The organism is Gangjinia marincola, assembly GCF_039523415.1.
In the GTDB taxonomy this organism is placed as follows: Bacteria; Bacteroidota; Bacteroidia; order Flavobacteriales; family Flavobacteriaceae; genus Gangjinia; species Gangjinia marincola.
This window is the reverse complement of sequence record NZ_BAAAFG010000013.1, coordinates 171,628-196,403: the sequence shown is the minus strand read 5'-3', so window position 1 is coordinate 196,403 and position 24,776 is coordinate 171,628. Positions and strand designations below refer to the sequence as shown.

At 39.2% G+C, this 24,776-nt stretch carries 23 protein-coding genes; 11 read left to right on the top strand and 12 right to left on the bottom strand.

Going from position 1 to position 24,776, the window contains the following annotated elements; translation table 11 throughout:
• Positions 1–100 precede the first annotated feature (100 nt).
• A complete protein-coding gene (locus ABD000_RS06670; RefSeq protein WP_343765024.1) occupies positions 101–1,774 on the top strand; it encodes an alpha-amylase family glycosyl hydrolase in 1,674 nt (557 codons plus the stop codon).
• A gap of 4 nt (positions 1,775–1,778) precedes the next feature.
• Here ABD000_RS06670 and holA read toward each other — a convergent pair whose 3' ends face one another.
• Entirely contained in the window at positions 1,779–2,783 is a 1,005-nt protein-coding gene (holA, locus tag ABD000_RS06665) for a DNA polymerase III subunit delta (RefSeq protein WP_343765103.1), read from the bottom strand.
• 53 nt (positions 2,784–2,836) lie between these two features.
• Between holA and ABD000_RS06660 the strand changes: the two genes are divergently transcribed.
• From ABD000_RS06660 to ABD000_RS06650, 3 genes are all read left to right on the top strand, one after another.
• Positions 2,837–3,307: a type I restriction enzyme HsdR N-terminal domain-containing protein gene (locus ABD000_RS06660; protein WP_343765023.1), complete on the top strand. Its 471-nt coding sequence runs from the start codon at positions 2,837–2,839 to the stop codon at positions 3,305–3,307.
• 27 nt (positions 3,308–3,334) lie between these two features.
• Positions 3,335–4,345 carry a glycosyltransferase family 2 protein gene (locus ABD000_RS06655; RefSeq protein ID WP_343765022.1) on the top strand — a complete coding sequence of 337 codons (1,011 nt, stop codon included), beginning with the start codon at positions 3,335–3,337 and terminating at the stop codon, positions 4,343–4,345.
• Positions 4,346–4,437: 92 nt separating this feature from the next.
• Positions 4,438–5,316, top strand: coding sequence for an OmpA/MotB family protein (locus ABD000_RS06650; protein ID WP_343765021.1), 879 nt, complete (start codon positions 4,438–4,440; stop codon positions 5,314–5,316).
• Between the two features lie 70 nt (positions 5,317–5,386).
• On the opposite strand, the gene ABD000_RS06645 is transcribed toward ABD000_RS06650, so the two are convergent.
• The 6 genes from ABD000_RS06645 to ABD000_RS06620 all read right to left on the bottom strand — a co-directional run bounded on the left by ABD000_RS06645 (position 5,387) and on the right by ABD000_RS06620 (position 10,622).
• A complete protein-coding gene (locus tag ABD000_RS06645; protein WP_343765020.1) occupies positions 5,387–6,124 on the bottom strand; it encodes a hypothetical protein in 738 nt (245 codons plus the stop codon).
• A 50-nt stretch (positions 6,125–6,174) separates the two neighbouring features.
• Positions 6,175–6,816 carry a hypothetical protein gene (locus ABD000_RS06640; RefSeq protein ID WP_343765017.1) on the bottom strand — a complete coding sequence of 214 codons (642 nt, stop codon included), beginning with the start codon at positions 6,814–6,816 and terminating at the stop codon, positions 6,175–6,177.
• Positions 6,817–6,820: 4 nt separating this feature from the next.
• Complete coding sequence (locus ABD000_RS06635) at positions 6,821–7,438, bottom strand: L-threonylcarbamoyladenylate synthase (protein WP_343765016.1); 618 nt, start codon at positions 7,436–7,438, stop codon at positions 6,821–6,823.
• A gap of 130 nt (positions 7,439–7,568) precedes the next feature.
• Complete coding sequence (locus ABD000_RS06630; RefSeq protein ID WP_343765014.1) at positions 7,569–7,781, bottom strand: hypervirulence associated TUDOR domain-containing protein; 213 nt, start codon at positions 7,779–7,781, stop codon at positions 7,569–7,571.
• Positions 7,782–7,927: 146 nt separating this feature from the next.
• Positions 7,928–8,296, bottom strand: coding sequence for a VOC family protein (locus ABD000_RS06625; RefSeq protein WP_343765012.1), 369 nt, complete (start codon positions 8,294–8,296; stop codon positions 7,928–7,930).
• A 1-nt stretch (position 8,297) separates the two neighbouring features.
• Entirely contained in the window at positions 8,298–10,622 is a 2,325-nt protein-coding gene (locus tag ABD000_RS06620) for an ATP-dependent helicase (RefSeq protein WP_343765102.1), read from the bottom strand.
• 139 nt (positions 10,623–10,761) lie between these two features.
• On the opposite strand from ABD000_RS06620, the gene ABD000_RS06615 reads away from it, so the two are divergent.
• The 6 genes from ABD000_RS06615 to dnaN all read left to right on the top strand — a co-directional run bounded on the left by ABD000_RS06615 (position 10,762) and on the right by dnaN (position 18,246).
• Complete coding sequence (locus ABD000_RS06615) at positions 10,762–11,292, top strand: DsrE family protein (RefSeq protein WP_343765011.1); 531 nt, start codon at positions 10,762–10,764, stop codon at positions 11,290–11,292.
• 52 nt (positions 11,293–11,344) lie between these two features.
• On the top strand, positions 11,345–12,631 hold the full coding sequence (locus tag ABD000_RS06610; RefSeq protein WP_425545353.1) for an amidohydrolase: 1,287 nt from the start codon (positions 11,345–11,347) through the stop codon (positions 12,629–12,631).
• Between the two features lie 4 nt (positions 12,632–12,635).
• Entirely contained in the window at positions 12,636–14,237 is a 1,602-nt protein-coding gene (locus ABD000_RS06605; protein WP_343765009.1) for an FMN-binding glutamate synthase family protein, read from the top strand.
• Between the two features lie 217 nt (positions 14,238–14,454).
• Positions 14,455–15,180, top strand: a complete 726-nt coding sequence (gene gldF, locus ABD000_RS06600) for a gliding motility-associated ABC transporter permease subunit GldF (RefSeq protein WP_343765008.1) — start codon at positions 14,455–14,457, stop codon at positions 15,178–15,180.
• Positions 15,173–16,846: a gliding motility-associated ABC transporter substrate-binding protein GldG gene (gldG, locus tag ABD000_RS06595; protein WP_343765006.1), complete on the top strand. Its 1,674-nt coding sequence runs from the start codon at positions 15,173–15,175 to the stop codon at positions 16,844–16,846. Before gldF ends, gldG begins: the two co-directional genes overlap by 8 nt.
• Before the next feature lie 281 nt (positions 16,847–17,127).
• Entirely contained in the window at positions 17,128–18,246 is a 1,119-nt protein-coding gene (dnaN, locus tag ABD000_RS06590; RefSeq protein ID WP_343765004.1) for a DNA polymerase III subunit beta, read from the top strand.
• Positions 18,247–18,335: 89 nt separating this feature from the next.
• On the opposite strand, the gene ABD000_RS06585 is transcribed toward dnaN, so the two are convergent.
• The gene (locus tag ABD000_RS06585; RefSeq protein WP_343765002.1) at positions 18,336–18,683 is read right to left on the bottom strand and encodes a DUF4870 domain-containing protein; all 348 of its coding nucleotides are present in this window, start codon (positions 18,681–18,683) and stop codon (positions 18,336–18,338) included.
• 108 nt (positions 18,684–18,791) lie between these two features.
• On the opposite strand from ABD000_RS06585, the gene mnmE reads away from it, so the two are divergent.
• Positions 18,792–20,240 (top strand): tRNA uridine-5-carboxymethylaminomethyl(34) synthesis GTPase MnmE, encoded by a 1,449-nt coding sequence (gene mnmE, locus ABD000_RS06580; RefSeq protein ID WP_343765000.1) that lies wholly within the window; start codon positions 18,792–18,794, stop codon positions 20,238–20,240.
• Between the two features lie 563 nt (positions 20,241–20,803).
• Here the strand turns inward: mnmE and ABD000_RS06575 are convergent.
• The 4 genes from ABD000_RS06575 to rimK all read right to left on the bottom strand — a co-directional run bounded on the left by ABD000_RS06575 (position 20,804) and on the right by rimK (position 24,477).
• Complete coding sequence (locus ABD000_RS06575; RefSeq protein WP_343764998.1) at positions 20,804–21,766, bottom strand: acyl-CoA thioester hydrolase/BAAT C-terminal domain-containing protein; 963 nt, start codon at positions 21,764–21,766, stop codon at positions 20,804–20,806.
• A gap of 309 nt (positions 21,767–22,075) precedes the next feature.
• Positions 22,076–22,591 carry a flavodoxin family protein gene (locus tag ABD000_RS06570; RefSeq protein ID WP_343764997.1) on the bottom strand — a complete coding sequence of 172 codons (516 nt, stop codon included), beginning with the start codon at positions 22,589–22,591 and terminating at the stop codon, positions 22,076–22,078.
• A 55-nt stretch (positions 22,592–22,646) separates the two neighbouring features.
• The gene (locus ABD000_RS06565; protein ID WP_343764995.1) at positions 22,647–23,612 is read right to left on the bottom strand and encodes a succinylglutamate desuccinylase/aspartoacylase family protein; all 966 of its coding nucleotides are present in this window, start codon (positions 23,610–23,612) and stop codon (positions 22,647–22,649) included.
• A complete protein-coding gene (rimK, locus tag ABD000_RS06560; RefSeq protein ID WP_343765100.1) occupies positions 23,602–24,477 on the bottom strand; it encodes a 30S ribosomal protein S6--L-glutamate ligase in 876 nt (291 codons plus the stop codon). The genes ABD000_RS06565 and rimK overlap by 11 nt, the downstream gene beginning before the upstream one ends.
• Positions 24,478–24,776: the final 299 nt, after the last annotated feature.

Sequence of the window (24,776 nt, the reverse complement as noted above, 5' to 3'; positions counted from 1 at the left end):
GGTAAAAATACACGCTTTCAGGATTTATTCCGAAGAAATTTGAAATAACCTGAATCAGATTAACACGATTTTTTAATTTAGTGGCTCACAAATGATAACTATGAGACCAGCATCACTCCTATCCGTACTTTTTGTCCTCTTTCTTAGCTCTTGTAATTCTGATAAAAAAGAAGCTAAACCCAACACTGAAACTGCAGAAGTCAACACTCCCTTTACCTGGGAAAACTTAAACCTTTACTTTTTGCTCACCGATCGGTTTCACAATGGTGATCCCAGCAATGATGTCAATTTTAACCGCACCAAAGAAGCCGCAAAACTGCGTGGATTTGAAGGGGGCGATTTTGCCGGTATCATTCAAAAAATTGAAGAAGGCTATTTCGATAAATTGGGAATCAACGCCTTATGGTTTTCGCCGGTTGCGGAACAAATTCATGATGCTACAGATGAAGGTACAGGAGTAACCTATGGCTTTCATGGCTATTGGGCAAATGACTGGACTTCCATAGAACCTAATTTTGGCACAGCCGAAGAACTTCAACAAGTCGTTAATACTGCCCACGATCATGGCATCAAGGTTTTATTTGATGTGGTGCTTAATCATACCGGCCCGGTGACCGATGCTGATCCTTATTGGGGAGAAGCCTGGGCGAGAACCTCACCCGGATGCTCTTATCAAAATCAAGAAACAGCAGTAACTTGTACCCTGGTGGAGAATTTACCGGATATTAAAACTGAATCGGATGAGGAGGTTGAATTACCTCAAGCTCTAATCGATAAGTGGACTGCAGAAAATCGATTGGAAGAAGAACTGGCAGAACTGGAAGAATTCTTTGACGAAACCGGTCTAAAACGCACACCAACAAATTATTTCGTTAAATGGCTTACTGATTACATCACTGATTATGGTATAGATGGTTTTAGAATTGATACGGTAAAACACGTAGAAGAAGATGTATGGCAAACCCTTGCCGAGTATGCAGAAAAAACCTTTGCTACCTACAAATCCAATCACCCAGAAGAGGACTTTTTAAGCGATCACTTTTACATGGTGGGTGAGTTGTACGGTTATACCGCTACTAACGGCAGAGCCTTTAATTTTGGCGATAAAAAAGTAGATTACTTTGATCATGGCTTTGATGATATGATCAATTTTCAATTTAAGTATGACGCTCAAAAGCCCTATGATAGTCTTTTTACTCAGTACGCAACTCTATTGAATGAGGGGGAGCTAAAAGAGGTGAATATCCTTAATTATTTAAGCTCTCATGATGATGGCCAACCGTTCGATCCTAAACGTGAAAAAAGCATGGAAGCCGCTACAAAACTTATGCTTTCTCCAGGTGGAGCTCAACTCTATTACGGAGACGAAACCAATAGATCCCTTGTTATCGAAGGAACTGTTGGCGACGCCACGCTAAGGTCTATGATGAATTGGGAAGATATTGAAAAAAACCAAGAAACTAAAAAGCTACTCGCCCACTATCAAAAATTGGGACAGTTTAGAAAACAACATCCCGCCATAGCCGCAGGAACCCATAAGCTAGTCACGGTAGAACCCTATTATTTTGAACGCTCTTACACCAAAGAAGGGGTTGATGATCATGTGGTTGTTGGTTTAGATTTAGCTAAAGGTAAAAAGAAGATACCTGCACCGGGATTTGAACCTAGAAGCGAAGTGCGTGATGCATACTCTGGTAAAACCGGTAAGGTGGTATATGGAACGGTAGAACTAGATACTCCATACACCGTCGTATTACTAGAAAAATTGGAGTAAAGAACTAGTCCATGATCTTAATCAGCAACTCTTTGAGCAACTGCCCTTGTCCAATATTAGTTGCACCAAGACCCTTGCCTTTTAAATCGGTTTCTCTTAGCAAGGAAATGATTTGGCTAATGCGTTTCATGGGATAGTTTCGGGCAGCAAGAGCGTAGTCTTTGACAAAGAAAGGATTGATACGCAATGCAGAGGCAACGCTTCCTTTAGATTTATCTTGCAATCCGTGATATTGTAATAGCTGACTAAAAAAGCTATAAATCATGGCGACGGTAACCACCATGGGATGCGCTTTTGGATTTTCACCAAAATAATTTACAATTTGATGCGCCTTAACTTTATTACGTTCGCCTATGGCTTCGCGTAACTCAAAGTTATTAAAGTCCTTGCTTATACCAATGTTCTTTTCGACCAGTGCTGCCGTAATTTGTTGCTCCTTAGAAATAATTACCTTCAATTTTTCAAGTTCCTGAGACACGCGACCCAAATCATTCCCTAAAAAATCAGCTAACATTTGAACAGCTTTGGGTTCTATGCTATATCCTTTTGACGTAAGTGCACGATGAATCCAATCTGCCAATTTGTAGTCAGGTACTTTTTTAGAGGTGTAGACAACACCCGTCTTTTTCAAAGCTTTGTATAAGGCTTTTCTCTTATCTAAGGTTTTGCCCTTATAACAGATTACTAAAGCCGTAGAAGGTTGAGGGTTTTCAGCATAGTCTTTGAGCTTTTCAATATTTCGGGAGAGCGCCTGGGCTTCTTTAACGATGATGACTTGATGCTCTGCCATCATGGGGAAACGCTTGGCATTACTCACCACATCTTCAATACTCACATCCAGTCCATAAAGTGTCATTTGATTGAATCCACGCTCCTCTTCGGTTAAAATAGACGACTCAATATAATCTGAAATAATATCAATATAGTAAGGCTCATCTCCCATTAAAAAATAAACGGGGTGTATGATTCCTTTCTTTAGGTTTCGTATGATTTCAATGACTTCATCCATTGGCACAAATATGATCCTTTTCAATCCATTTTGCAACCCAGACCTTGGGATTTATGGTACGAGTTAGCGTACTTTGCGGGATGCAAACCCTTAATTTCAATTCGTACTCTTTTCGGCTCAAAAAGCAAGAGAAACAAACGCTGATTTATGATCCATTACGTAAGCGTTTTTTCAGGCTAACGCCTGAAGAGTGGGTACGTCAACATTGTATTCAATTTTTACATCTGGAGAAAGGCTATCCGCTCTCCTTAATGAATGCCGAAAAGCAACTCAAGCTTCACGATACTACAAAGCGGTACGACATCATATGCTTTAAACCCAATGGCGATATTCATGTGATTGTTGAATGCAAAGCGCCAGAAGTCAATATCACCCAGGCTACCTTTGATCAAATTGCACGTTATAACATGGCACTTAAGTCAAACTATCTTATGGTAACTAATGGCATTAGCCATTATTTTTGCACCATTGATTATGAAAACGAAACTTACCGGTTTTTAAATGAGCTCCCACCCTATACGTAACGGGTAAATTTCTTTTCTTTGCCCCGTATGCAAGATGTTTCTCACATCGCCGTCGCGATCTTAAATTGGAATGGTAAGGCCTTGCTGGAGCAATTTCTACCTTCGGTTATTGCACATTCTCACACTGCGGTGATCTATGTGATTGACAATGCCTCTACCGATGAATCTGTAGCCTTCCTCAACGAAAATTTTCCGCAGGTAAATCAAATTTTATTGCCTGAAAATTACGGCTATGCCGGGGGCTATAATCATGCAGTTAGACACATCAAAGAAGAAATTTTAATTCTACTCAATAGTGATGTTGAAGTAACTAAGGAATGGTTATTTCCCCTTGCTGCTGCGTTCAACGCGGAAGAATCTACTGCTATCCTACAGCCTAAATTGTTGGATTACACCCGAAAAAATTATTTTGAATACGCAGGTGCAGCGGGCGGATTTATAGATCAATTAGGCTATCCCTACTGCCGTGGAAGGATTTTTGACACCCTAGAAAAAGATACCGGGCAATACGATGATTCAACATCAATATTCTGGGCCAGCGGAGCCTGTTTCTGCATCAGAAAAAGCGTGTTTGAGCAATTAGGCGGATTTGATGAAGATTTTTTTGCTCATCAGGAAGAGATTGATCTTTGTTGGAGAGCTCACCAACATGGATTTGAGGTAGCGTATATTCCGCAGAGTGTAGTCTATCATTTAGGCGGGGCTTCTTTGAGTGCTATGAATCCTAAGAAAACGTTCTTAAATTTTAGAAATACACTTTTAGCTTTATTAAAGAATGTGAACGGCAACAAGGTTTTGTTGCTGTTATTTTTGCGCTTGGTTCTGGATGGAATCGCAGGTATGATGTTTTTACTACAAGGAAAACCTAGACATCTTCTGGCTATTCTCAATGCTCACTTAAGCTTTTATCGTTTACTACCTAAATTCTTGAGAAAAAGAAAGCTACTAAGAGCAAAGACAAAGGCATCATATTACTCTATTTCATCCGTTGTAGTTGCTTATTTTATTCAGAAAAAAAGAAAGTACACCCAGTTGTAATATTTTCATTAAAGTATAGTTAATCTTTATCGAAAGCTTTAACATTATGCTACTTTTGAATTACGATTGAACTAATTAAAATTAACGACAAAATGAAACGAATCATGTTACTTTCCGCGACAGCGGCTATACTTCTAACAGGTTGTGTATCAAATAAAAAATACGCCGAATTAGAAGCAGAACAACAACGAACTCAAGACTTACTTAATACCGCTACTGTAAAATTAAATGCGTGTTTGGCAGATGAAGCTGCCGCAAGGGCACGATTAAGTGCGTTAAAGGAAGAAGTAGCTAATCTAAGAAAATCAAACAATGATTTGATTAGTACTCAGGGAAACTTAACCACCCTTTCTGCGAAAGGAGCAGAAAATCTTGAAAAATCACTAGAGAGTTTAAAAGAAAAAGATCTACAGATCACCCGCTTGCAGGATGCGCTTACGCGGAAGGATTCTGTAACCTTGGCACTGGTAACCAACTTAAAACGCTCTTTGTCTGATCAAAATGATGAAGATATTGAAGTAAATGTAGAAAAAGGAGTCGTATTTGTATCGATTAGTGATAAGCTATTATTTAAAAGCGGAAGCTACACCATCCAGCCAAGAGCAAAAGAGGTGATTGGTAAAGTAGCTAAAATTGTAATCGATAAAAAAGACGTAGAGTTTATGGTTGAAGGACATACAGATAATGTACCAATCACCAACAACTGTGTACGTGATAACTGGGATTTAAGTGTATTGAGAGCAACTTCTATCGTTCGCTTATTACAAGATGAATTTGATGTAGATCCAGGTCGTATGACGGCTGCCGGTAGATCTGAGTTTGTGCCACTAGCTAGTAATGATACCGCAGCAGATAGAGCTAAAAACAGACGTACGCGTATCGTAGTACTTCCAAAATTAGATCAATTCTATGAAATGATTGAAGAAGGAATGGAAGAAGCTAAACAAAAATCAGGAGAAGGAGGAAACTAAGAATTTCTCACACAGAAAAAAGAAAGGCTACCAAATTGGTAGCCTTTTTGGTTTGTGTGCTATTGAACTATTATCCCCCAAACATATTGGTAACTTTATAATCAGACATACTTAAAGTTTTATTGGTCTTGCCCAACTCAACTACTGTAGTAACGTATTTCTTCTGTCCTTTTTTATCAAACATTTCAGTTTCAATCACAGCACCTTCCAACATTGGAAACGTGATGGCAAGATTACCAAAGCCCATACCTTCTGCCAAATCTTCTTTTAATTGTTGAAAATCAAAATCTAAATCTTTTGTGATCCACAGGTGCATTTTCTCATTGCTTTCGGTATTACTAAAAATGTGCTTTATGCAATTGTAATCCCCAATTTTTCGGGTTTCATCCGTCACTTCATGCGTAACGGTTTCATCCTCGATCTCCACCTCATATTTATCAATGACTTTATTCATCATCTTTTTCATCATTTTAGTAGACATGGTCATCGCGGTGTTCTTTTTAACATCGATCATAATCGCCGACTCATTTTTGAAATCGTGCACCATGTGGCTATCTTCAGACATCGTAGTGTAGGTCGCCTCATCACTTAAAAAGGTTGACATTTGCTGTGAGGATTTTACCTTACCCTTTTTGTACTCCTTCATAATGGTGGTTACCATATAATCAAAAGCATAACTATCTTCGATTTCTACATTACCGCCCATCATGCTTTGCATCATAGCAGAGATACCATCATCATCGTCTTGTGCTGAAAGCTGACCAAAGGTTGCTAAAAAAATAAATAAAATTAGATTGAATTTTTTCATGATTTTATGTGTTGTTTTTATTTAATGTCCAATTACTTTAATGGTTAACATCAGTAATTGATAATCAGGGGTAATGATATACATTCAAAAATTTTACCTTGTCTACTATGATCAAAAATTAATTCGAGTTTATTTTCTACACCAATAGAGAATGAAATTTCGTGCTGATTCAATTTTTCAAGATTCTCCGGTAAATCATATTCTTTTAAAATGAAGTTAACACGAGTAAGTTTTTCAATCTGCAGTTTTTCCTGCAAATTATTTTTATACTCCGGTTGGTAATCCCGATAAGGAAGTCTAAATGTCCATGGTGCTTGAGCATTTGTCGCAGTACGGACGACCTCAATAGGTTTACCTTCGCTAAAATATTTTGGTTGGTAGAATATCGCATCTTCAAAAATCTCATCAGTAGCTTTAGTATTCACTATGCATAACCCAAAACGAGAGCACGAAAATTTTTCAAAATATGCACGATCGTACAGACCAATATCTTTAAAAACTGGTTGATCTATTTCGTTATGATTATGCACCCACAGAATTTCAAGAAAAAAATTTTCAACTAAAAATTTTCTATTAACGGTGCCCTGCCCAGGGTGCACACGTGATGGTCCTTCGACAAAACCCTGCTTAATGAGTTCATCAGCCTCTTTCCCATTTTCTGTGGAAAAAATAAAAATGTGATCAACTAGCATATATCTATATTACCGTAGAACCTTTTCCTTCTCTAATTACCACAGGCTCAGATTGGGTGAGGTCTATCACTGTAGAAGCTACATTATCCCCATAGCCACCATCGATTACAACGTCGACCAGTTTGTCCCATTTCTCTTTGATCAGTTCAGGATCTGTGGTGTACTCTATGACCTCATCTTCGTCTTTGATAGAAGTAGAAACGATGGGATTGCCTAGAGCTTTAACCAACGCCCTGCATATTTGATTATCAGGTACACGAATCCCTACAGTCTTTTTCTTTTTAAAAACTTTTGGGAGATTACTTGAACCGGGTAGAATAAAGGTATAGGGACCAGGTAAGTTACGTTTTAAAATTTTAAAGGTAGCCGAGTCAATCTGCTTTACGTAATCGCTCAAATTACTGAGGTCTTCACAGATAAATGAAAAATTGGCTTTATCTAATTTTACACCTTTTATTCTGGCGATTTTTTCAAGCGCACTCGTATTTGTAATATCACAGCCTAAGCCGTATACGGTATCGGTAGGATAGATAATAAGCCCACCGTCACGAAGTACTTCTGCGATACGTTTAATTTCTTTTTCTTGTGGATTTTCCTCGTAAATTCTAATGAGCTCTGCCATAATAGGTAACGTTTAGGATTGGACATTTAAATTTACAATAAATATAAATGTATAGCGGCAACATGTAAAAAAATATAAGCCCAACAATCTGGCGATTATCGGGCTTACATTCTTATAAAACAATAAGGGGCTAATCCAAACGTTCTACTTCACTTTCACTTTTCAAGACATGGTCTCCATCATCTTGCTTTATATAGAGTGCCTTGTCTCCTTCTTCTCCATCGCGGGTAACTTCATTCCCTTTGATGGTTTTTGTTACTTTTTTAGTATAGGTTTCTTGTACTTCACCTTCCGCAGTTCCGCTTCCCCAATTCCATTTTACTCTTGTACCTTCTTTTATCATTTTGTTTTTTATTTAAAATTAGAAAGAATCTCCATTGTAACCAAAAGAATAACAATTGATTAACCCAAAGTGTTAAGGAAATCCTGATTTATAGTCAGGGGTTACTGCCATTTAAGAAATGATGACAGTAGCTAATAGAAAAACGCCTATGTTAGAAAATTACCTACGTGCCAAAGAATACCTGAAGGGTCATGTACAAAGAATTCACGTCCCCAATCCTTTCGTTGTATAGCAGAAGAACGTGCGGTGGTATAACCGGAAATAAAATTTAAATGCTTTAAATGCTTGTGGTATTCTTCAAGGTTTTCTACTTCGAGAAAAATCATTGAATTATCAACCCATTCCTTACTGTAATAATCCTGCAGATAAAAACCAAATCCGTTTAAATTGAAATACGATAATTTACTTGATATTTTGAATTCGATAAATCCCCAATCCAAGTAGAATTTACGACTAATTTTAAAATCTTTAGCCCCAATAAAAGGTCGTATTGATTGTATCTCAAAATCCTTCAATTCACTCGAATACTTTTAGTTTAGCAAACCTCAACAATAGCTTTTTAATGCCCCCATTATCAAAGTTGATTTCGGCTTTTTTGTCTTGACCTACACCATCGATTTTAATGACTTTTCCTTTTCCAAAGCGCATGTGTTCCACTTCTTGACCGGGCACTAAGCTTATAGGCATGACTTTAGGTAAACCTTGACCATTATCTTGAACGGGTTTTATACTGCGTAATTTTCGCAGCTGCTCATCTGTTGGACGATGAGATGGTGGTGGAGTTCCGGCTGTAGGTTTAGTCTGGCGCAGTTTACTTTTATCTACCTCCCCAAAAATATCGCGATCAATAAGTGGTTTATAGCGATAGTCATCTTGCGGCACCATATGCATTAAAAATTGATCGTCAATCTCTTCAATAAATCGGCTGGGTTCTGCATCAATGAGTTTTCCCCAGCGGTAACGACTTTGCGTATAGGTAAGGTAAGCTTGCTTTTCTGCACGAGTGAGCGCTACATAAAATAGTCGGCGTTCTTCTTCTAACTCAGATCGCGTATTCATACTCATCGCGCTGGGGAACAAATCTTCTTCCATCCCTACGATATACACATACGGGAATTCAAGTCCTTTTGCCAGGTGAATCGTCATCAACGATACACGATCATCATCTCCCGTATCATTATCTAAAGTTGTGGCAAGCGCAACATCTTCTAAAAACTCTGCCAGTGATCCCGTGGCATCAGCTAGCTCCTGCTGACCTTCAACGAAATCCCTAATACCATTCAGGAGTTCTTCGATATTTTCTATCCGGGCGATTCCTTCCGGTGTGCCATCTTTTTTTAATTCTTGTACTAAGCCGGTTTTTTTTGTGACTGCTTCCGCGACAGCGAAGGCATCTTCCTTCTCACTCATGATCGCAAAGCTTTTGATCATATTGACAAAATTCTTCAGCTTAGTGCGTGTACCTGCGTTTATTCCCAGTTCCAATTGATCGATGTGTTCAATCACTTCAAAAATAGATCGGTCATATTGCTTGGCAGCAATGGTCAGCTTATCCATGGTGGTCTGCCCTATTCCCCGGGCGGGATAATTAATAACTCGTTTTATGGCTTCCTCATCTTTTGGATTGATGAGTAAACGCAGATAAGAAAGTACATCCTTAACCTCTTTTCGCTGGTAAAATGAAAGTCCGCCGTAGATACGATAAGGAATATCTTTTTTCCGCAACGCATCTTCCATCGCCCTACTCTGTGCATTGGTGCGATACAAAATGGCAAACGCCCCGTTGAGCAGTTGCTCTTTCATTTTAGTCTCAAAAATGCTGCTGGCGACAAAACGGCCCTCTTCGGCATCTGTGACTAGTCGATTGACAATTATGGGAGCACCTTCGTCATTTGCCGTCCAAACGACTTTATCTAAACGGGTCTTATTTTTTTCTATGACTGAGTTTGCGGCCTGAACGATGTTCTTCGTTGACCTATAATTTTGTTCCAGTCTAAACGAAGCTACCTCGTCATAATCACGCTGAAAATTGAGAATATTATTAATATTTGCACCCCTAAAGGCATAGATACTCTGTGCATCATCACCTACCACACAAATATTTTGAAACCTATCGCTCAAAGCCCGAACAATGAGGTATTGACTATGATTAGTATCTTGGTACTCATCTACTAAAATATACCTGAATCTATCCTGATATTTCGCTAACACATCTGGAAAACGCGTTAAAAGTTCATTGGTCTTTAACAATAAATCATCAAAATCCATCGCCCCGGCTTTAAAACACCGATCCACATATTCTTTGTAGATGTCTCCTAATCGCGGACGTTTCGCCATGGCGTCAGCTTCGATCAATTCGGGGTTTTGAAAATAGGCTTTGACCGTAATCAAACTATTTTTATACGAGGATATTCTGGAATACACCTGCTTATATTTATAAATATCTTTATCCAGCTGCATCTCTTTGATAATCGCAGAAATAAGTCGTTGGGAATCCTGCGTGTCATAAATCGTGAAATTATTGGGGTATCCTAATTTATCGGCTTCATAGCGCAGCATACGGGCAAAAACAGAGTGAAATGTCCCCATCCACAGGTTTTTGGCTTCGCTGTTACCAACAATCTCTGCAATACGCTTCTTCATCTCGCGTGCCGCTTTGTTGGTGAAGGTGAGCGCTAAAATATTAAATGAATCAACCCCCAGGCTCATTAAATAGGTAATCCTAAAAGTCAACACCCGCGTTTTGCCGGATCCTGCCCCGGCAATCACCATCATGGGCCCATCTTTGTGTAAAACCGCTTCGCGTTGCGGCTCATTTAATTGTGCTAAATACTGCTCCAAGCTCTTCTTTTTTAACTGCGTGAATTTAGTCAAAAGCCCCTCTTTTTTCAAGTCAAAGCTCTATTCTTTTTAAGCAGTTTTCAACGTAAATAAAATCGCCTACTATTGTACATCTTTTGCTTTTTAATAACTTCGTTGCATGAAGAAATTTTTTAGTCTCCTCTTATTGCTTACCCTCACCTCTATTGGATTTTCGCAGCGACCAGAAGAACCTATTTCAGACTTTGGAAATACATTTCAAGTCGATCAGCCTGAGTTTAAAACAGCGATAAATCAAAAATTCAACGTTGTGTTTGATGTAGGTCGCAGCGTGACTGATCACACTAGCATCAATCCTCTAATTGAAACAGCTGCGCGCTTTTTGAACATGCATATTCTTGCGGGCGTACCCAAAGAAAATATCAATATTGCTCTGGTCATTCATGGCGAAGCAGCAAATGATCTTTTAACCAATACCGCTTATCGCGGAAAATTTAACGTAGCTAATCCCAATGCACCACTTATTACAGCATTAGCTACACATGACATACAGGTTATTTTATGTGGACAAACCGCAGGCTATCGCGAATTAACTAAAGAAATGTTGCTGCCTGAAGTTGATCTGGCTCTTTCGGCCATGACCGCTTTGGTCCAATTACAAAATCAAGACTATCGCTTAATACGGTTCTAATTTTTTTGACGGAATTAAAAATAGTAACTTTCCTTTTTTAAATAATCCACCCATGACACTACGAACTTTATTGCTTTTCATCCTTGGCCTATCCTTTGTGCTGGGTCATGCTCAAATGGATCCAGCCTTAGAAAAAGAAGCCGAAAAAATAGAACTGAAAGTTATTGACTGGAGACGCGATTTGCACCAATATCCAGAACTTTCTAATCGGGAATTCAAAACAGCTGAAAAAATTGCCAAACACCTCAAAAAATTAGGCCTTGAAGTTGAAACCGGGATCGCTAAAACAGGTGTTGTAGCAGTCTTAAAAGGAGATCAACCCGGTAAAACAGTGGCACTTAGAGCAGATATAGATGCCCTGCCGGTGACTGAACGAAATGACCTACCCTTTAAATCTGAAGTAAAAACAGCCTTTCTCAATACCGAAACCGGTGTGATGCATGCCTGTGGACACGACACCCACACTGCCATTCTCATGGGAGTTGCCGAAATTTTAACTAAGCACAAAGATAAAATTAATGGGACGGTAAAGTTCATCTTTCAGCCTGCCGAAGAGGGTCCGCCACCCGGTGAAGAAGGTGGTGCTAAACTCATGATCAAAGAAGGGGTTTTAAAAAGTCCAGATGTAGATGCTATTTTTGGACTGCATATCAATAGCGGTACTCCTGTAGGAACTATTCGCTATAAGCCCGGCGGCACCATGGCTGCGGTAGAACGTTTTGTGATTAATGTAAAAGGAAAGCAAACCCACGGTTCTGCGCCTTGGAGCGGAGTTGATCCAATTGTTATTTCGGCAAAAATTATTGATGGCCTACAAACCATCATTAGTAGGGAGTCTAAATTGGTTGATGAGGCCGCCGTGATTACCGTAGGTAAAATTACCAGCGGAGTCCGTTTTAACATCATCCCAGAAAGTGCTGAAATGATTGGAACGGTACGAACCTTAGATCCGGCGATGCGTGAGAAGATTATGCGGCGTATGACAGAAATGTCTCAGGATATCGCAAAAGCTTACGGGGGTAGTGCTACCATTGAGTGGCAGAATAATACCTCAATCACCTACAACGATTTGGACTTGACCGCTAAAATGTTACCCACGCTACAAGGAATTGCAGGAAAGGAAAATGTGGAATTGGTCAAAGCCACTACGGGTGGTGAAGACTTTTCATTCTTTCAAGAAGAAGTTCCCGGATTTTATTTCTTTTTAGGTGGGATGACACCCGGGAATAAAGATGCTTTCCCACACCACACCCCGGATTTTAAAATTGACGAAAGCGGTTTGCTGTTGGGTGTAAAAGTGATGTCACAGTTAGCGATTGATTATCTAAATGCGCAGTAACTAAATGGATCAAATCCTAGAATTTTTATCTCAAATCCCCTGGTGGGGATACCTTATCGCAGTCATTGTTATCATTGCCATTAAGGATGTTTTTTTTAATAAGGAACACACCATTTTACATAACTTCCCGGTGTTGGGTCATTTTAGATACATGCTGGAAAGCATAGGCCCAGAGCTTAGACAATACATCGTCGCGAATAACAGAGAAGAGCTACCTTTTAATCGAATAGAGCGGGGCTGGATTTATGCTTCGGCCAAGAACGAGAATAATTATGAAGGCTTCGGGACAGATCGAGATATTTATCAATCCCAGTACATCTTTATCAATAACGCGATGATGCCTTTTAAACTGGCAAATGATCATCCGCAGAAAAAAGATCCTTACTTTTTACCTTCGGCTAAGGTTATGGGCAAGAATAGAAGAAAACGTCCTTACCGACCGGCTTCTGTCATTAACGTATCTGCGATGAGCTACGGTTCACTTTCCGCGAAAGCGATCGAATCCCTAAACAAAGGTTGCAAAAAAGCATTTGCTTATCACAATACAGGCGAAGGCGGCTTATCCTCTTACCACAAACAAGGTGCGGATGTAGTCTTTCATTTTGGAACAGGGTATTTTGGCGTTAGAGATAAAGAAGGCAATTTCTCCATGGAAATGATGAAAAAATTGGTCGCTGAAAATCCGCAAATCAGAGCCATCGAAGTAAAACTATCTCAAGGAGCAAAACCTGGAAAAGGGGGCGTCCTACCGGCATCAAAAATCTCTAAAGAAATCGCCGAAATAAGAAATGTACCCCAAGGTAAAGATGTATTGTCCCCTCCTAACCATACGGCTTTCACTAACGTTAGTGAAATGGTGGCGTTTATCGAAGAAATCGCTGATGAAACTGGATTACCCGTTGGCATCAAAGCGGCAATCGGCAAGCTGGATCAATGGAAGGAGTTGGCTGATATTATGGCAACAACCGGTGTAGGTCCAGACTTTATTACGATTGATGGTGGTGAGGGTGGCACCGGTGCTGCTCCGCCTAGTTTTGCAGATCATGTTGCTCTACCCTGGGTCTACGGATTTAGTGAAGTGTATAAAATTTTTAAGGATCGTGATTTGTGCGATCGCATCGTATTTATAGGGAGCGGTAAGCTGGGCTTTCCTGCTAAAGCTGCCATGGCCTTTGCGATGGGGGTTGATGTAATTAACGTTGCCCGCGAAGCCATGTTGAGCATTGGTTGTATTCAAGCTAAAAAATGCCATGATAATACCTGCCCTACCGGGGTCGCCACACAAAACCGCTGGTTACAGGCAGGAATTAATGTGACTGATAAAGCCGAACGTGTTGATTATTATTTCAAAAATTTTAGAAAAGAGTTTATCGAAATTACGCATGCCTGTGGGTACGAACATCCTTGTGATTTGACTATGGAAGATGTGGATGTGAATTTAGGAGATAAAAGTTTGAGTCAGCCGTTGTCCAGCGTATACGGTTATGATAAAAAGCGCGTTGAACATAAGGGTATCCTTGAGATGCAGACTTGTCCTCATTTAGGCGGAAACTATAAAGCTAAGAAAGTAGCTAAGAAGCTTAATGAAAAAGATGTGAGGTATTAAAGGTTAGAGGTTAGCCCTTCGACAAGTGCTATGCTGAGTTTATCGAAGTACTCAGGGTGACAAGGTTAGAGGTTAGCCCTTCGACAAGCTCAGGATGGCAGTGTTAAAGTTACAAACGTTCATTATTTGATACTGACAAAATAGAATATAATAAAACCCAAAAATAAGTTTCTCTCACTTTGGGAGAGACGGAAGTGAGGGATCAATATAAGTGTAGTTGACAGCGATCATCATAAAAGAGATACAGAGTTTTTTTTCCAGTGCCATTGGATATTTGGTCATTGGATTATTTCTTATCATAAACGGTTTGTTTCTTTGGGTTTTCCCGGGAGAATTTAATGTGTTTGATTACGGTTTTGCAGAGCTAACGTCATTTTTCAGGTTAGCTCCTTGGGTGTTTATTTTTTTGATTCCGGCTGTTACGATGCGAAGTTTTGCTGAAGAAAAACGACAGGGTACCTTAGAATTACTATTGACAAAACCCATCTCTAAAAAAAAGCTGGTTCTCGCTAAATATTTAGGCAATGTCCTGATCGTGATTTTGGCATTGATCCCCACACTACTTTACTTGATCACCATTTCACAATTAGGAAACCCTGCGGGAAATTTTGATGTAGGCGCGACGGTTGGGTCGTATCTGGGATTATTTTTTCTAGGTGCTGTATTTACCGCAGTAGGCGTGTTTGCCTCTACCCTATCTCAGCATCAAATTGTCGCTTTTATTTTAGCGGTTTTTTTAGCCTTTACGCTGTATTATGCCTTTGATCCTTTGGTGGATATAGAGATTTTCAACAGCGGATATGACCTCTCTTATTTGGGAATGAATGCGCATTATAAAAGTATAAGTCGGGGTGTATTAGACACCAGAGATCTTATTTACTTTCTAAGCTTAATCATTCTTTTTTTAGGATTCACCTATATTAATCTGCACCACGATGAATAAGGCGAGATTAAAAAAAGGCGGAATTATATTAGGCGGCATCATCCTAATCAATGTACTGGCAACTTTGACTTACAGCAGGATTGACTTTACGCAAGATCAGCGTTACACCTTGTCACCTGCGGCGATAAAAATCGTCAATAAAGCCAAATCACCCATCATCGTGGATGTGTTTTTAGCGGGTGAATTCCCTTCAGAATTTAGACGGCTACAGAATGAAACCCGTCAACTTTTGGAAGAATTTTCAGCAGAAAATAAAAACATCGTCTTCAACTTTGTTGATCCTACGGCAGAAGGTGGCGATGCCCAACAAATCGCCCAGGAGTTCTACCAACTTGGCATGACACCTGAGCAGATCAACGTACTGCAAAACGGTAAAACCAGCCAGACCATCATGTTCCCGTGGGCAACGGCGTTTCATCAAAACAAAACGGTGAAAATTCCGCTATTAAAGAAAAAATTGGGTGACAGCAATGAAGCCGTGGTCAATAGTTCTGTAGAAAACCTGGAGTATGCGTTTGCCAACGCATTTAGTAAATTAGTGACCCCAAAAAAGAAGAAAATCGCCTTTATGGTGGGTAACGGGGAGTTACCTACACGAAACATTCAGGATTTTTTAAAAACGGTACAAGAATATTACTATGCTGCACCCTTTACCCTAGATTCTGTCGCCCTAAATCCACAACGCACTCTAGGGCAACTTCAAGAGTTTGATCTCATTATTGAAGCAAAACCAACTCAAGCCTTTACCGAAAATGAAAAGTATGTACTAGATCAATACCTTATGAACGGTGGCAAGGCCATTTGGTTAGTCGATCAAGTCGCTGCAGAAAAAGATAGTCTCTTTAACGCTACAAATCAATTACTGGCTTTTCCCAGAGAACTCAACTTAAAAGACCTCTTTTTTAGTTACGGCGTTCGACTAAACCCTACTCTGGTGAATGATTTGATTTCTGCTCCGCTCATTTTGAGTGTAGGCGAAGGTGCTAATGCGCAATCTAATCCCTACCCTTGGTTTTATTCACCTTTAGTGCAACCAAACCCTAATCATCCCATTGGGACCAATGTGGAAGCGGTTCGCTTTGACTTTGCGGGTACCATTGACACCTTAGAAAATGATCTAAACAAAACGGTTTTGCTGTCTACTTCAGACAAGGTGAAAAAAGAGGGCGTTCCCAAGATTATCCCGCTGAGTATTGTAGAGCAACAACCTGATCCGTCCAGTTATGGCAATGAACGTTATGCCTTGGGTGTACTTTTAGAAGGAACCTTTAACTCTACCTATAAAAACCGTATTACCCCTTTTGACATTTCGGCACATAAAGAGCAAAGTCAGCCCACGCAGTTGGTTGTTATTGCAGATGGGGATGTGATAAAGAATGAGGTGACTGCCGGTAAAGTGTATGAATTAGGCTTTGACCGTTTTACCCGCCAAACCTTTGGCAACAAAGAGTTTTTACTTAATACCGTAAACTATTTACTGGATGATACAGGTTTAATCGATCTTAGATCAAAAGAGGTAAGCATTGCGTTTTTAGATCAGGATAAAGTTGAAGATGAGCGTTTGCTCTGGCAGAGTTTTAATTTGATTTTACCGCTGAGCTTGTTGTTGATTTTCGGTATTATTTATACGCTGCTTAGAAGAAAAAAGTACCAACGCCCGCTATAAACATTTTTGAGTAAAACCTTCAGGATTATTAGAGGATACATTCATGGCTAAGCGTTTATCGTAACGACACATTTCCCGCTTAAGCTATTGAATTATTGATCTTTACTACTAAACTTGTTTTGTTTATCTCAAGCTTATCTGTTTCGGTGTAACTTCATTCAACTGTTAATAAAAAGCATCTGCAGACTGGGGTGTTATTGGTATATTCGATTATTTTTGTGTGCAGCCTGTTTTATCAGGCGAAAAACAGACAATCAACAGGAAAACATATACCCGATCTTATGAAATTTATCGTTTCCAGCGGATACCTTCTCAAACACCTTCAGACCATTGGCGGTGTAATCAATTCTAACAATACGCTCCCTATTCTGGATAATTTTTTATTCGATTTAAATAAGGATAAACTCACCGTTTCGGCTTCAGATCTAGAGACCACCATGTCGGCGACCTTGGATGTGGAGTCTGATGCTACAGAAAGTATCGCAATACCTGCGCGTCTTTTACTGGACACCCTAAAAACTTTTCCAGAGCAGCCCTTGACTTTTGTAAAAGAAGATAATCATACCTTAGAATTGAGTTCTAATCACGGTAAGTATGCCTTGGCGTATGCTGACGGAACAGAATTCCCAAAAGCCGTTGAGTTAGAAGATCCCAGCAGCACTACTCTTACAGGGGATGTGTTAGCAACTGCGATCAGCAAAACAATTTTTGCTACAGGAAACGATGATCTGCGACCTGTGATGAGTGGTGTATTTTTTCAATTTGCGACAGATGGCTTGACCTTTGTGGCGACCGATGCACATAAACTGGTAAAGTATAGCCGTGAAGATGTAAGCGCGTCACAAACCGCTGAATTCATTATGCCGAAAAAACCACTTACCTTACTTAAAGGTATTCTTGCAGGTAATGATAGTGATGTGGTCATTGAATATAACGAATCCAATGCCAAATTTACCTTCGAAAATACGGTGCTGATTTGTCGTTTGATTGACGGAAAATACCCTAACTACGAGGCGGTAATCCCGAAAGAAAATCCAAATGTGCTGACCATAGACCGTACGCAGTTTTTAAATTCTGTACGCCGGGTAAGTATTTTCTCTAACAAAACTACACATCAAGTACGCCTGAAGATTGCCGGAGCAGAACTTAACATCTCTGCTGAGGATGTAGACTATTCTAACAAAGCCGAAGAACGTCTTACCTGTGATTATCAAGGAGACGATATGCAAATAGGATTCAATTCACGTTTCTTGACTGAAATGTTGAACAATCTTAATGCTACAGACGTTAAACTTGAAATGAGCCTGCCTAATCGTGCGGGAATTTTGACTCCGCAAGACGGCTTAGATGAGGGTGAGCAAGTAACCATGCTGGTGATGCCGGTTATGCTGAATAGCTAGTTGTTACTGGTTATTTGTTATTAAGAATTAAAAAAGCGCTGATTTTACTCAGCGCTTTTTTAGTATTAAGACAGTGGAGTTGACCTTAATTATAAGATTTTCAAACTAAACGGATAACTGGTTGCTTCGCCATTACTCGCTTTAATGGCGTTGAGTATAGGCATCACGACTCCAAAAAGGCAGATAAGTCCTAAGAGGATGAGCCCTAACCCGAGTAATAAAATCAGCGGAATTGAAACAATGGTATAAATGATCAAACTCACTTGAAAGTTGATAATTTGCTTACCCTCTTCATCCATTTGATACACTCTGTCTTTTTGCGTAGCCCATAGAATAATCGGCACCACTAAACCTCCAAAACCCGTAATAAACGTGAGCAATTGGGATAAATGAGTAACAACAATAAGCGATCTATCTTCTCTAAGAGCAGTATTCATGGTTTCTAAAAAAGTCTTGGTTATATTTATTAGTCGCACACAATTTGAAAATGTTACACTCCACTCGATACACCCTTAGTATGTGTATAAAGTGTACTTTTGTAACTTATGATTTATGATGATACTATTGTTGCGTTGGCAACTCCGCCGGGGGCTGGCGCAATTGCTGTGATACGCGTTTCGGGGAGCAAGGCGATTGATATTGTTTCACCACTTTTTCATGCTAAGGGAGAAAAGGCCTTAGAAGAGCAAGCTTCTCACACCTTACATTTAGGTCATATCAAAGATGGGCATCGGGTTATTGATGAAGCGCTAGTTTCTATTTTTCACGGTCCGCGGAGTTATACCGGGGAGAATACCATAGAGATTTCATGTCATGGTAGTCCCTACATTCAGCAGGAAATTATTCAATTGCTTACGCGGAAGGGCTGCAGGATAGCACAACCGGGTGAGTTTACCTTGAGAGCATTTTTAAACGGCAAAATGGACCTAAGCCAGGCCGAAGCTGTCGCCGATGTAATTGCCAGTGATAATGAAGCTGCGCATCAAATTGCGATGTCACAGATGCGTGGAGGCTTCTCTTCTGAAATCAATCAACTGCGTGAAGAACTCCTCAATTTTGCTTCGCTCATTGAATTAGAATTAGATTTTGCTGAGGAAGATGTAGAGTTTGCCAACCGCGAACAGTTTAATGACTTGATCAAGCGGATCACATTTGTATTAAAACGTTTAATTGACTCCTTTGCCGTTGGTAATGTGATTAAAAATGGAATTCCCGTGGCCATCGTGGGAGAGCCCAATGTAGGAAAATCCACCTTGCTCAATGCACTCTTAAATGAGGAGCGTGCAATTGTTTCAGAAATTGCCGGGACGACACGGGATACCGTTGAAGATGAAATCACCATTGGTGGGATGGGTTTTCGATTTATCGACACTGCGGGTATACGTGCTACAGAGGATGTGGTAGAGAATATAGGAATCAAAAAAACCTTTGAAAAAATCGATCAGGCACAAGTGGTGATTTATTTGATAGATGCATCCCACTCTGCCCTGCGGGCGTCTCTCTCAAAGGGAGAGAATTTATTAGGGATTCAAACTGAAATTGAAGAAATTAAAAATAAGTATCCGCAGAAGCCCGTGGTTATCGTAGTAAATAAGATTGATCAAGTTTCTACAGAAGATCGCTCCTCTTTTGAACGAGAAATACAGGAACGACTCATTACTGATTCTCAAAGAAAAAATATTAGACTGGCATTGATCTCTGCAAAAACAGGAGAAGGTGTAGAGCGCTTACAGGAATTTCTCTTAGATTTTGTCAATACTGGTGCGTTGAAAAACGATCAAACTATTGTGACAAATGCGCGCCACTATGATGCTTTATTAAAAGCATTAGAAGAAATCACAAAGGTACAGGAAGGATTAAACGCAGGATTATCTGGTGATTTAATGGCAATTGATATTCGGCAAGCCCTCTATCATTTAGGAGAAATCACCGGGAGCATCTCAACCGATGATTTATTGGGTAACATTTTCGCTAATTTCTGCATTGGAAAGTAAGCAATTTAGAAAATCTTCGCTTTTCGTAAAATTGCTTATCCCGAACGAACAAGGTGAGATTCGGGATCTCACTATAGGTAATCGATTATTCTGTAATACGTAGCGCGTCCAATACATAACTTAATCTCAAATCTTTGATTTGCGTAGTTTTACTCATCCTAAACAAACAATTTGAGAATCGGCATCTTGAGATAGACTCTATATTCTATAATAATCTTACATCATTTTGATTGGAGAATTTTTAATCTTTGATTTGCGTAGTTTTACTCATCCTGAACGAACAACGTGAGCTTTGGGATCTCAATGTCGGTGATTGATCTTTCTGTAATAAGGAGAGGATACATTAAATGTCTCAATCTTCAATCTTTGATTTGAGTAGTTTTACTCATCCCGAACGAACAATGTGAGATTCGGGATCTCAATTTAGGCTGCTCATTTTGTAGTTAAGAAGAGAATATATTAAATAACTCAATACTAAATCTTCGATTTTCGTAATTTTAATCATCCCGAACTTGTTTCAGGGTCCAGGCATTTTCAAGTATAATAATTTATCAATTTTCATTTCACAGCTTATTTAAGAATGCGAACACCTTGTTTTTGGCATCTTGTTTCGCTTTAAATTCACTGTCAGCATTTCCTCCTGTAGTATATTGGTAGTCCTTACCGTCTATTTTAATGGTTCTTCTTTCTACCCGCGATTTATCTTCGGGATTACCAGAAATCGAATGACCCACACTATCATACTGTATATTTTGAATTGAATACTTAAAATTATGTTCATTTAACCTCTTCTCTATGCTATCAGCCATTTCGGCCGAAGGCCAAACACGATCATCTTTTCCAGAAAATAATAGAATCGGTCCATTAATTTGTTCCACTTTAATAGCAGCTCTGCTTACCTCTTCCATTTTTGATAAGCCTTTTTTCCAGTACTCAAGCATTTTAATTTCACCCGTTTCGTTTGCGCTAATTTTCTCCATAGGAACGTAGGGAATAGCTACGCCTTTGTACATCCAGCTTGGTTTTACTTCATCAGAATTATAAGGTAACACTGTATTTGACCAAGCTACTGAACTAGGAGCATACGCAATCACTCCGCTAATCATTTGAGGAAAAGTAGAAGCAATTAGAAGAGCCAACTCCGCATTTCTTGAAGCACCCATAACTGCTATTTTTGTAGCATTGACTTCAGGTTGTTCTTGCAGCCAATTAATAGCGTTCTCAATATATTCAAGATCAATTTCTTCGGGTAGTTTTGGCAATCCTTCGCGTCCCATATAGGGAAGGGACAAACCTATAAATCCATTTTTTGCAAATTCTTGTCCCCAATAATCTCCCCATTGGCCACCACCTAGCAGGATAATTGCAGGCGCACTTGCACTATTTTCTTTCTTAAAATGATTTGCTTTAAATCCATAATCATCTATTGGTTCAGCTTTAATTCCATCAAATAAAATACTATCCAGAATAAAGTAACCTAAGATGAGTAAAGCAATGACTCCAAATATTATACTAAATTTTTTCATCCTAATTCCATTTTTGAAATTTTAATGTAATTGCCACATCAGCTTATGCGCATTTTAAAATTCATCATTACGGTTATTAGTATTAGTTTATCTATAGCAATATAAGTTACTTTACAAACTTTTTCCCCACTTACGAGGATATGAGGAATTATCTTTTCAATTTGCTAATATTTTGTTGGAAACGGATAAGTACCAGAAAAAGAATATTTTAAAATCTTCGATTTTCGCAATTTTAATCATCCTGAACTTGTTTAAGATTCTTGCGAAATTAATTCTAAATAAAAATTCGCTAGAAAATTCTTATTGCTTCTAACGAACATCTAACACCTCAATAAAATTATCCAATCGCTCTTTAATCTCATCTGTTAATATGCCGTTCTCTAACCAACCATGAACATCTCCCGAATAATTCATGCCCAAATATTTCGCGGTCTCTTTAAACGGCATATGAAATCCATCTTTTAAAACTTTATCATACCCACAACTAAGCACTGCCATATTCATTCCCCGTAATTTTCTACCAATATCCTTATGTAGCTTTAAACCATCTGATAATCGATCAAAAAACAATTTCATTCGGGCGCTCATCGTATACCAATAAACCGGGGTGGCAAAAATTAGGGTATCATATGTGGTGACAATTTCTTCAAGTAGAGATTTAAAATCATCATCCTGATTTCTAAACTCGTAGTCAAACTCTACAATATACTTTTTCTTGAGATCAATAATAGGGATTTGAGCTTTGTTGCTCATATAATTTACTAATTGCTTTGTTTCTCCCTTACTATTTGAACTTCCTAATAGTATAAGCGTTTTGCTGATCATGTGCCAAAGTTGTAAAATTTGGATGTTTGGGAGTGCATCGTATAATGCGTGTAGGTTAGTCTTTAGTGATGTGCAAAATACCATCGCCCTGATTTACGATAGGAGATTGATTTATGCACAGTACATATCCAGAAAAACGCGCTTTTATGTGACGTTCAAAATATCCAAATGGATCTGAGATACTTCCTAAAACATCGCCTTTCTCCACCCTACTGCCTAAGCTGACTGATGGATGAAACATCCCAGAATACTTTGCTCTAATCCAACTGGATTTAGTTACCATTACTGAATTTCCGGGCTTTGGAGACAGCATGCCTAACTCTTTAGTAAAATCACGTATTCCCAGATGCTTTATAACACGTAGCGCACCTGCTAAACCTGATTTAGTAACGGATTCATTTATATCTAATGATTTACCCCCTTCAAAGAGAAGCACTTTTTTATGTAACCTATGTAATGCATGCCGAAAAGATTTATCCCGCTGTCCTGATTTAACGATAAATGGAGCAGCAAATATCTTAGCGAGTTCAATACTCTCAAGATCCTCTTGATCAACACGAATTTGAGGTACATTAAATCGTCCATCGCCACCAGTATGAAAATCCATGCAGTAATCGACCAAAGGAACGATTTCTTTTATAATATGAAAGGCAAACCTACTGGCTAAGGAACCTCTGGGGCTTCCCGGGAAAACGCGGTTAAGGTCTCTTCCATCAGGAAATTGTCTTTTTTGATTTAAAAAACCAAAGACATTGACCACAGGAATACAGATAACCATACCAGCTTCTGGCTTATTCCATTTTCTCGCAATGAGTTGACGTACAATTTCTACACCATTGATTTCATTACCATGGATTCCTGCTGTGATGAGTACGGTTGGTCCGTCTTTTTTTGCTCGTTCAACAATAACAGGTACTTGTATCTTGGTTCTGGTATGTAATTTTGCGATGTCCAAATTTAGCTGGACACCTTTGCCATTAGAAATAGCATGACCTAGTACTTCAATATTATTACTCTGCATTACGTTCAACATATTTAATAATTTGCCCGGCAATGTCTTTTCCGGTAGCAGACTCAATTCCTTCTAACCCTGGAGAAGAGTTTACTTCTAAAATCAAAGGCCCTCTAGCTGACTGCAGAATGTCGACTCCGGCTATTCCCAATCCCATCGCTCTAGCCGCTTTGAGGGCAGCATTTTCTTCTTCGTCGCTTAATTGGATAATTTCAGCAGAACCCCCACGATGTAAATTTGATCTAAATTCTCCCTCTTTACCTTGTCGCTTCATGGCACCTACGACTACTCCATCCACTACAAAGGCTCTAAGATCAGCACCTTTAGCCTCCTTGATGAATTCTTGAACAATCACACGTGCTTGCAATCCATTAAATGCTTCTAGTATAGATTCTGCAGAGTTTTGATTATCGGCTAAAACCACACCTAATCCCTGAGTTCCTTCTAAAAGTTTAATCACTACCGGAGCTCCGCCAGCTTTTTCTATAATGGCACTCACGTTTTTAGAATAATTGCTAAATACCGTTTTGGGTAATCCCAAGCCCGCCCGGGATAGAATCTGTAAACTCCTTAATTTGTCTCTTGAGCGCACCAGCGCTTGAGATTCGACTGCTGAAAAGACTTTCATCATTTCAAACTGACGCACTACTGCGGTACCATAAAAGGTAATGGATGAGCCTATACGCGGTATAACACCATCCACTCCTTCAATTTCCTCACCCTTATAGATCAAGCCCGGTTTTTTTCTCTCAATAACCAAATCACATTTAGAATGGTCAACGATCAACATATCGTGACCTTTCTTTTGCCCTGATTCGATAAGACGTTTTGTAGAATATAAGTTTGGATTTTGGGATAACACAACAATTTTCATATCAGCTAAAGTATAAGTAAGCATTAAAACTTGGATTTAGATCAATGAAAGAGTCAAGTCCAAATCAATCGCTTTTAAGGTACATGATTTTTCTCATTTTAAACCTTTTTCACATAAAACAAAAAACTACGTGCAACATTTAAAGGTAAATGATACAATTGATACGATGATGTGAGATAACAAGATAATCTATAGAAACCTTAATCTGTTTGGGAAGTATGCTATTCAGATGTCATTTTTATGAGAAGGACTAGAAAAGTTGAACCTTTTTAAACCTTGAAAAATACGATATTGTCTTA

Coding starts and splice junctions, on each gene's coding strand:
- ABD000_RS06570 (WP_343764997.1), bottom strand. CDS start 22,591: ATGATCAGCAAAACGCTTATACTATTAGGAAGTTCAAATAGTAAGGGA.
- ABD000_RS06640 (WP_343765017.1), bottom strand. CDS start 6,816: ATGCTAGTTGATCACATTTTTATTTTTTCCACAGAAAATGGGAAAGAG.
- ABD000_RS06645 (WP_343765020.1), bottom strand. CDS start 6,124: ATGAAAAAATTCAATCTAATTTTATTTATTTTTTTAGCAACCTTTGGT.
- ABD000_RS06655 (WP_343765022.1), top strand. CDS start 3,335: ATGCAAGATGTTTCTCACATCGCCGTCGCGATCTTAAATTGGAATGGT.
- dnaN (WP_343765004.1), top strand. CDS start 17,128: ATGAAATTTATCGTTTCCAGCGGATACCTTCTCAAACACCTTCAGACC.
- mnmE (WP_343765000.1), top strand. CDS start 18,792: ATGATTTATGATGATACTATTGTTGCGTTGGCAACTCCGCCGGGGGCT.
- ABD000_RS06635 (WP_343765016.1), bottom strand. CDS start 7,438: ATGGCAGAGCTCATTAGAATTTACGAGGAAAATCCACAAGAAAAAGAA.
- ABD000_RS06615 (WP_343765011.1), top strand. CDS start 10,762: ATGAAGAAATTTTTTAGTCTCCTCTTATTGCTTACCCTCACCTCTATT.
- holA (WP_343765103.1), bottom strand. CDS start 2,783: ATGGATGAAGTCATTGAAATCATACGAAACCTAAAGAAAGGAATCATA.
- ABD000_RS06585 (WP_343765002.1), bottom strand. CDS start 18,683: ATGAATACTGCTCTTAGAGAAGATAGATCGCTTATTGTTGTTACTCAT.
- ABD000_RS06670 (WP_343765024.1), top strand. CDS start 101: ATGAGACCAGCATCACTCCTATCCGTACTTTTTGTCCTCTTTCTTAGC.
- ABD000_RS06630 (WP_343765014.1), bottom strand. CDS start 7,781: ATGATAAAAGAAGGTACAAGAGTAAAATGGAATTGGGGAAGCGGAACT.
- gldG (WP_343765006.1), top strand. CDS start 15,173: ATGAATAAGGCGAGATTAAAAAAAGGCGGAATTATATTAGGCGGCATC.
- ABD000_RS06610 (WP_425545353.1), top strand. CDS start 11,345: ATGACACTACGAACTTTATTGCTTTTCATCCTTGGCCTATCCTTTGTG.
- ABD000_RS06660 (WP_343765023.1), top strand. CDS start 2,837: ATGGTACGAGTTAGCGTACTTTGCGGGATGCAAACCCTTAATTTCAAT.
- ABD000_RS06650 (WP_343765021.1), top strand. CDS start 4,438: ATGAAACGAATCATGTTACTTTCCGCGACAGCGGCTATACTTCTAACA.
- ABD000_RS06565 (WP_343764995.1), bottom strand. CDS start 23,612: ATGCAGAGTAATAATATTGAAGTACTAGGTCATGCTATTTCTAATGGC.
- rimK (WP_343765100.1), bottom strand. CDS start 24,477: ATGAAAATTGTTGTGTTATCCCAAAATCCAAACTTATATTCTACAAAA.
- ABD000_RS06605 (WP_343765009.1), top strand. CDS start 12,636: ATGGATCAAATCCTAGAATTTTTATCTCAAATCCCCTGGTGGGGATAC.
- ABD000_RS06575 (WP_343764998.1), bottom strand. CDS start 21,766: ATGAAAAAATTTAGTATAATATTTGGAGTCATTGCTTTACTCATCTTA.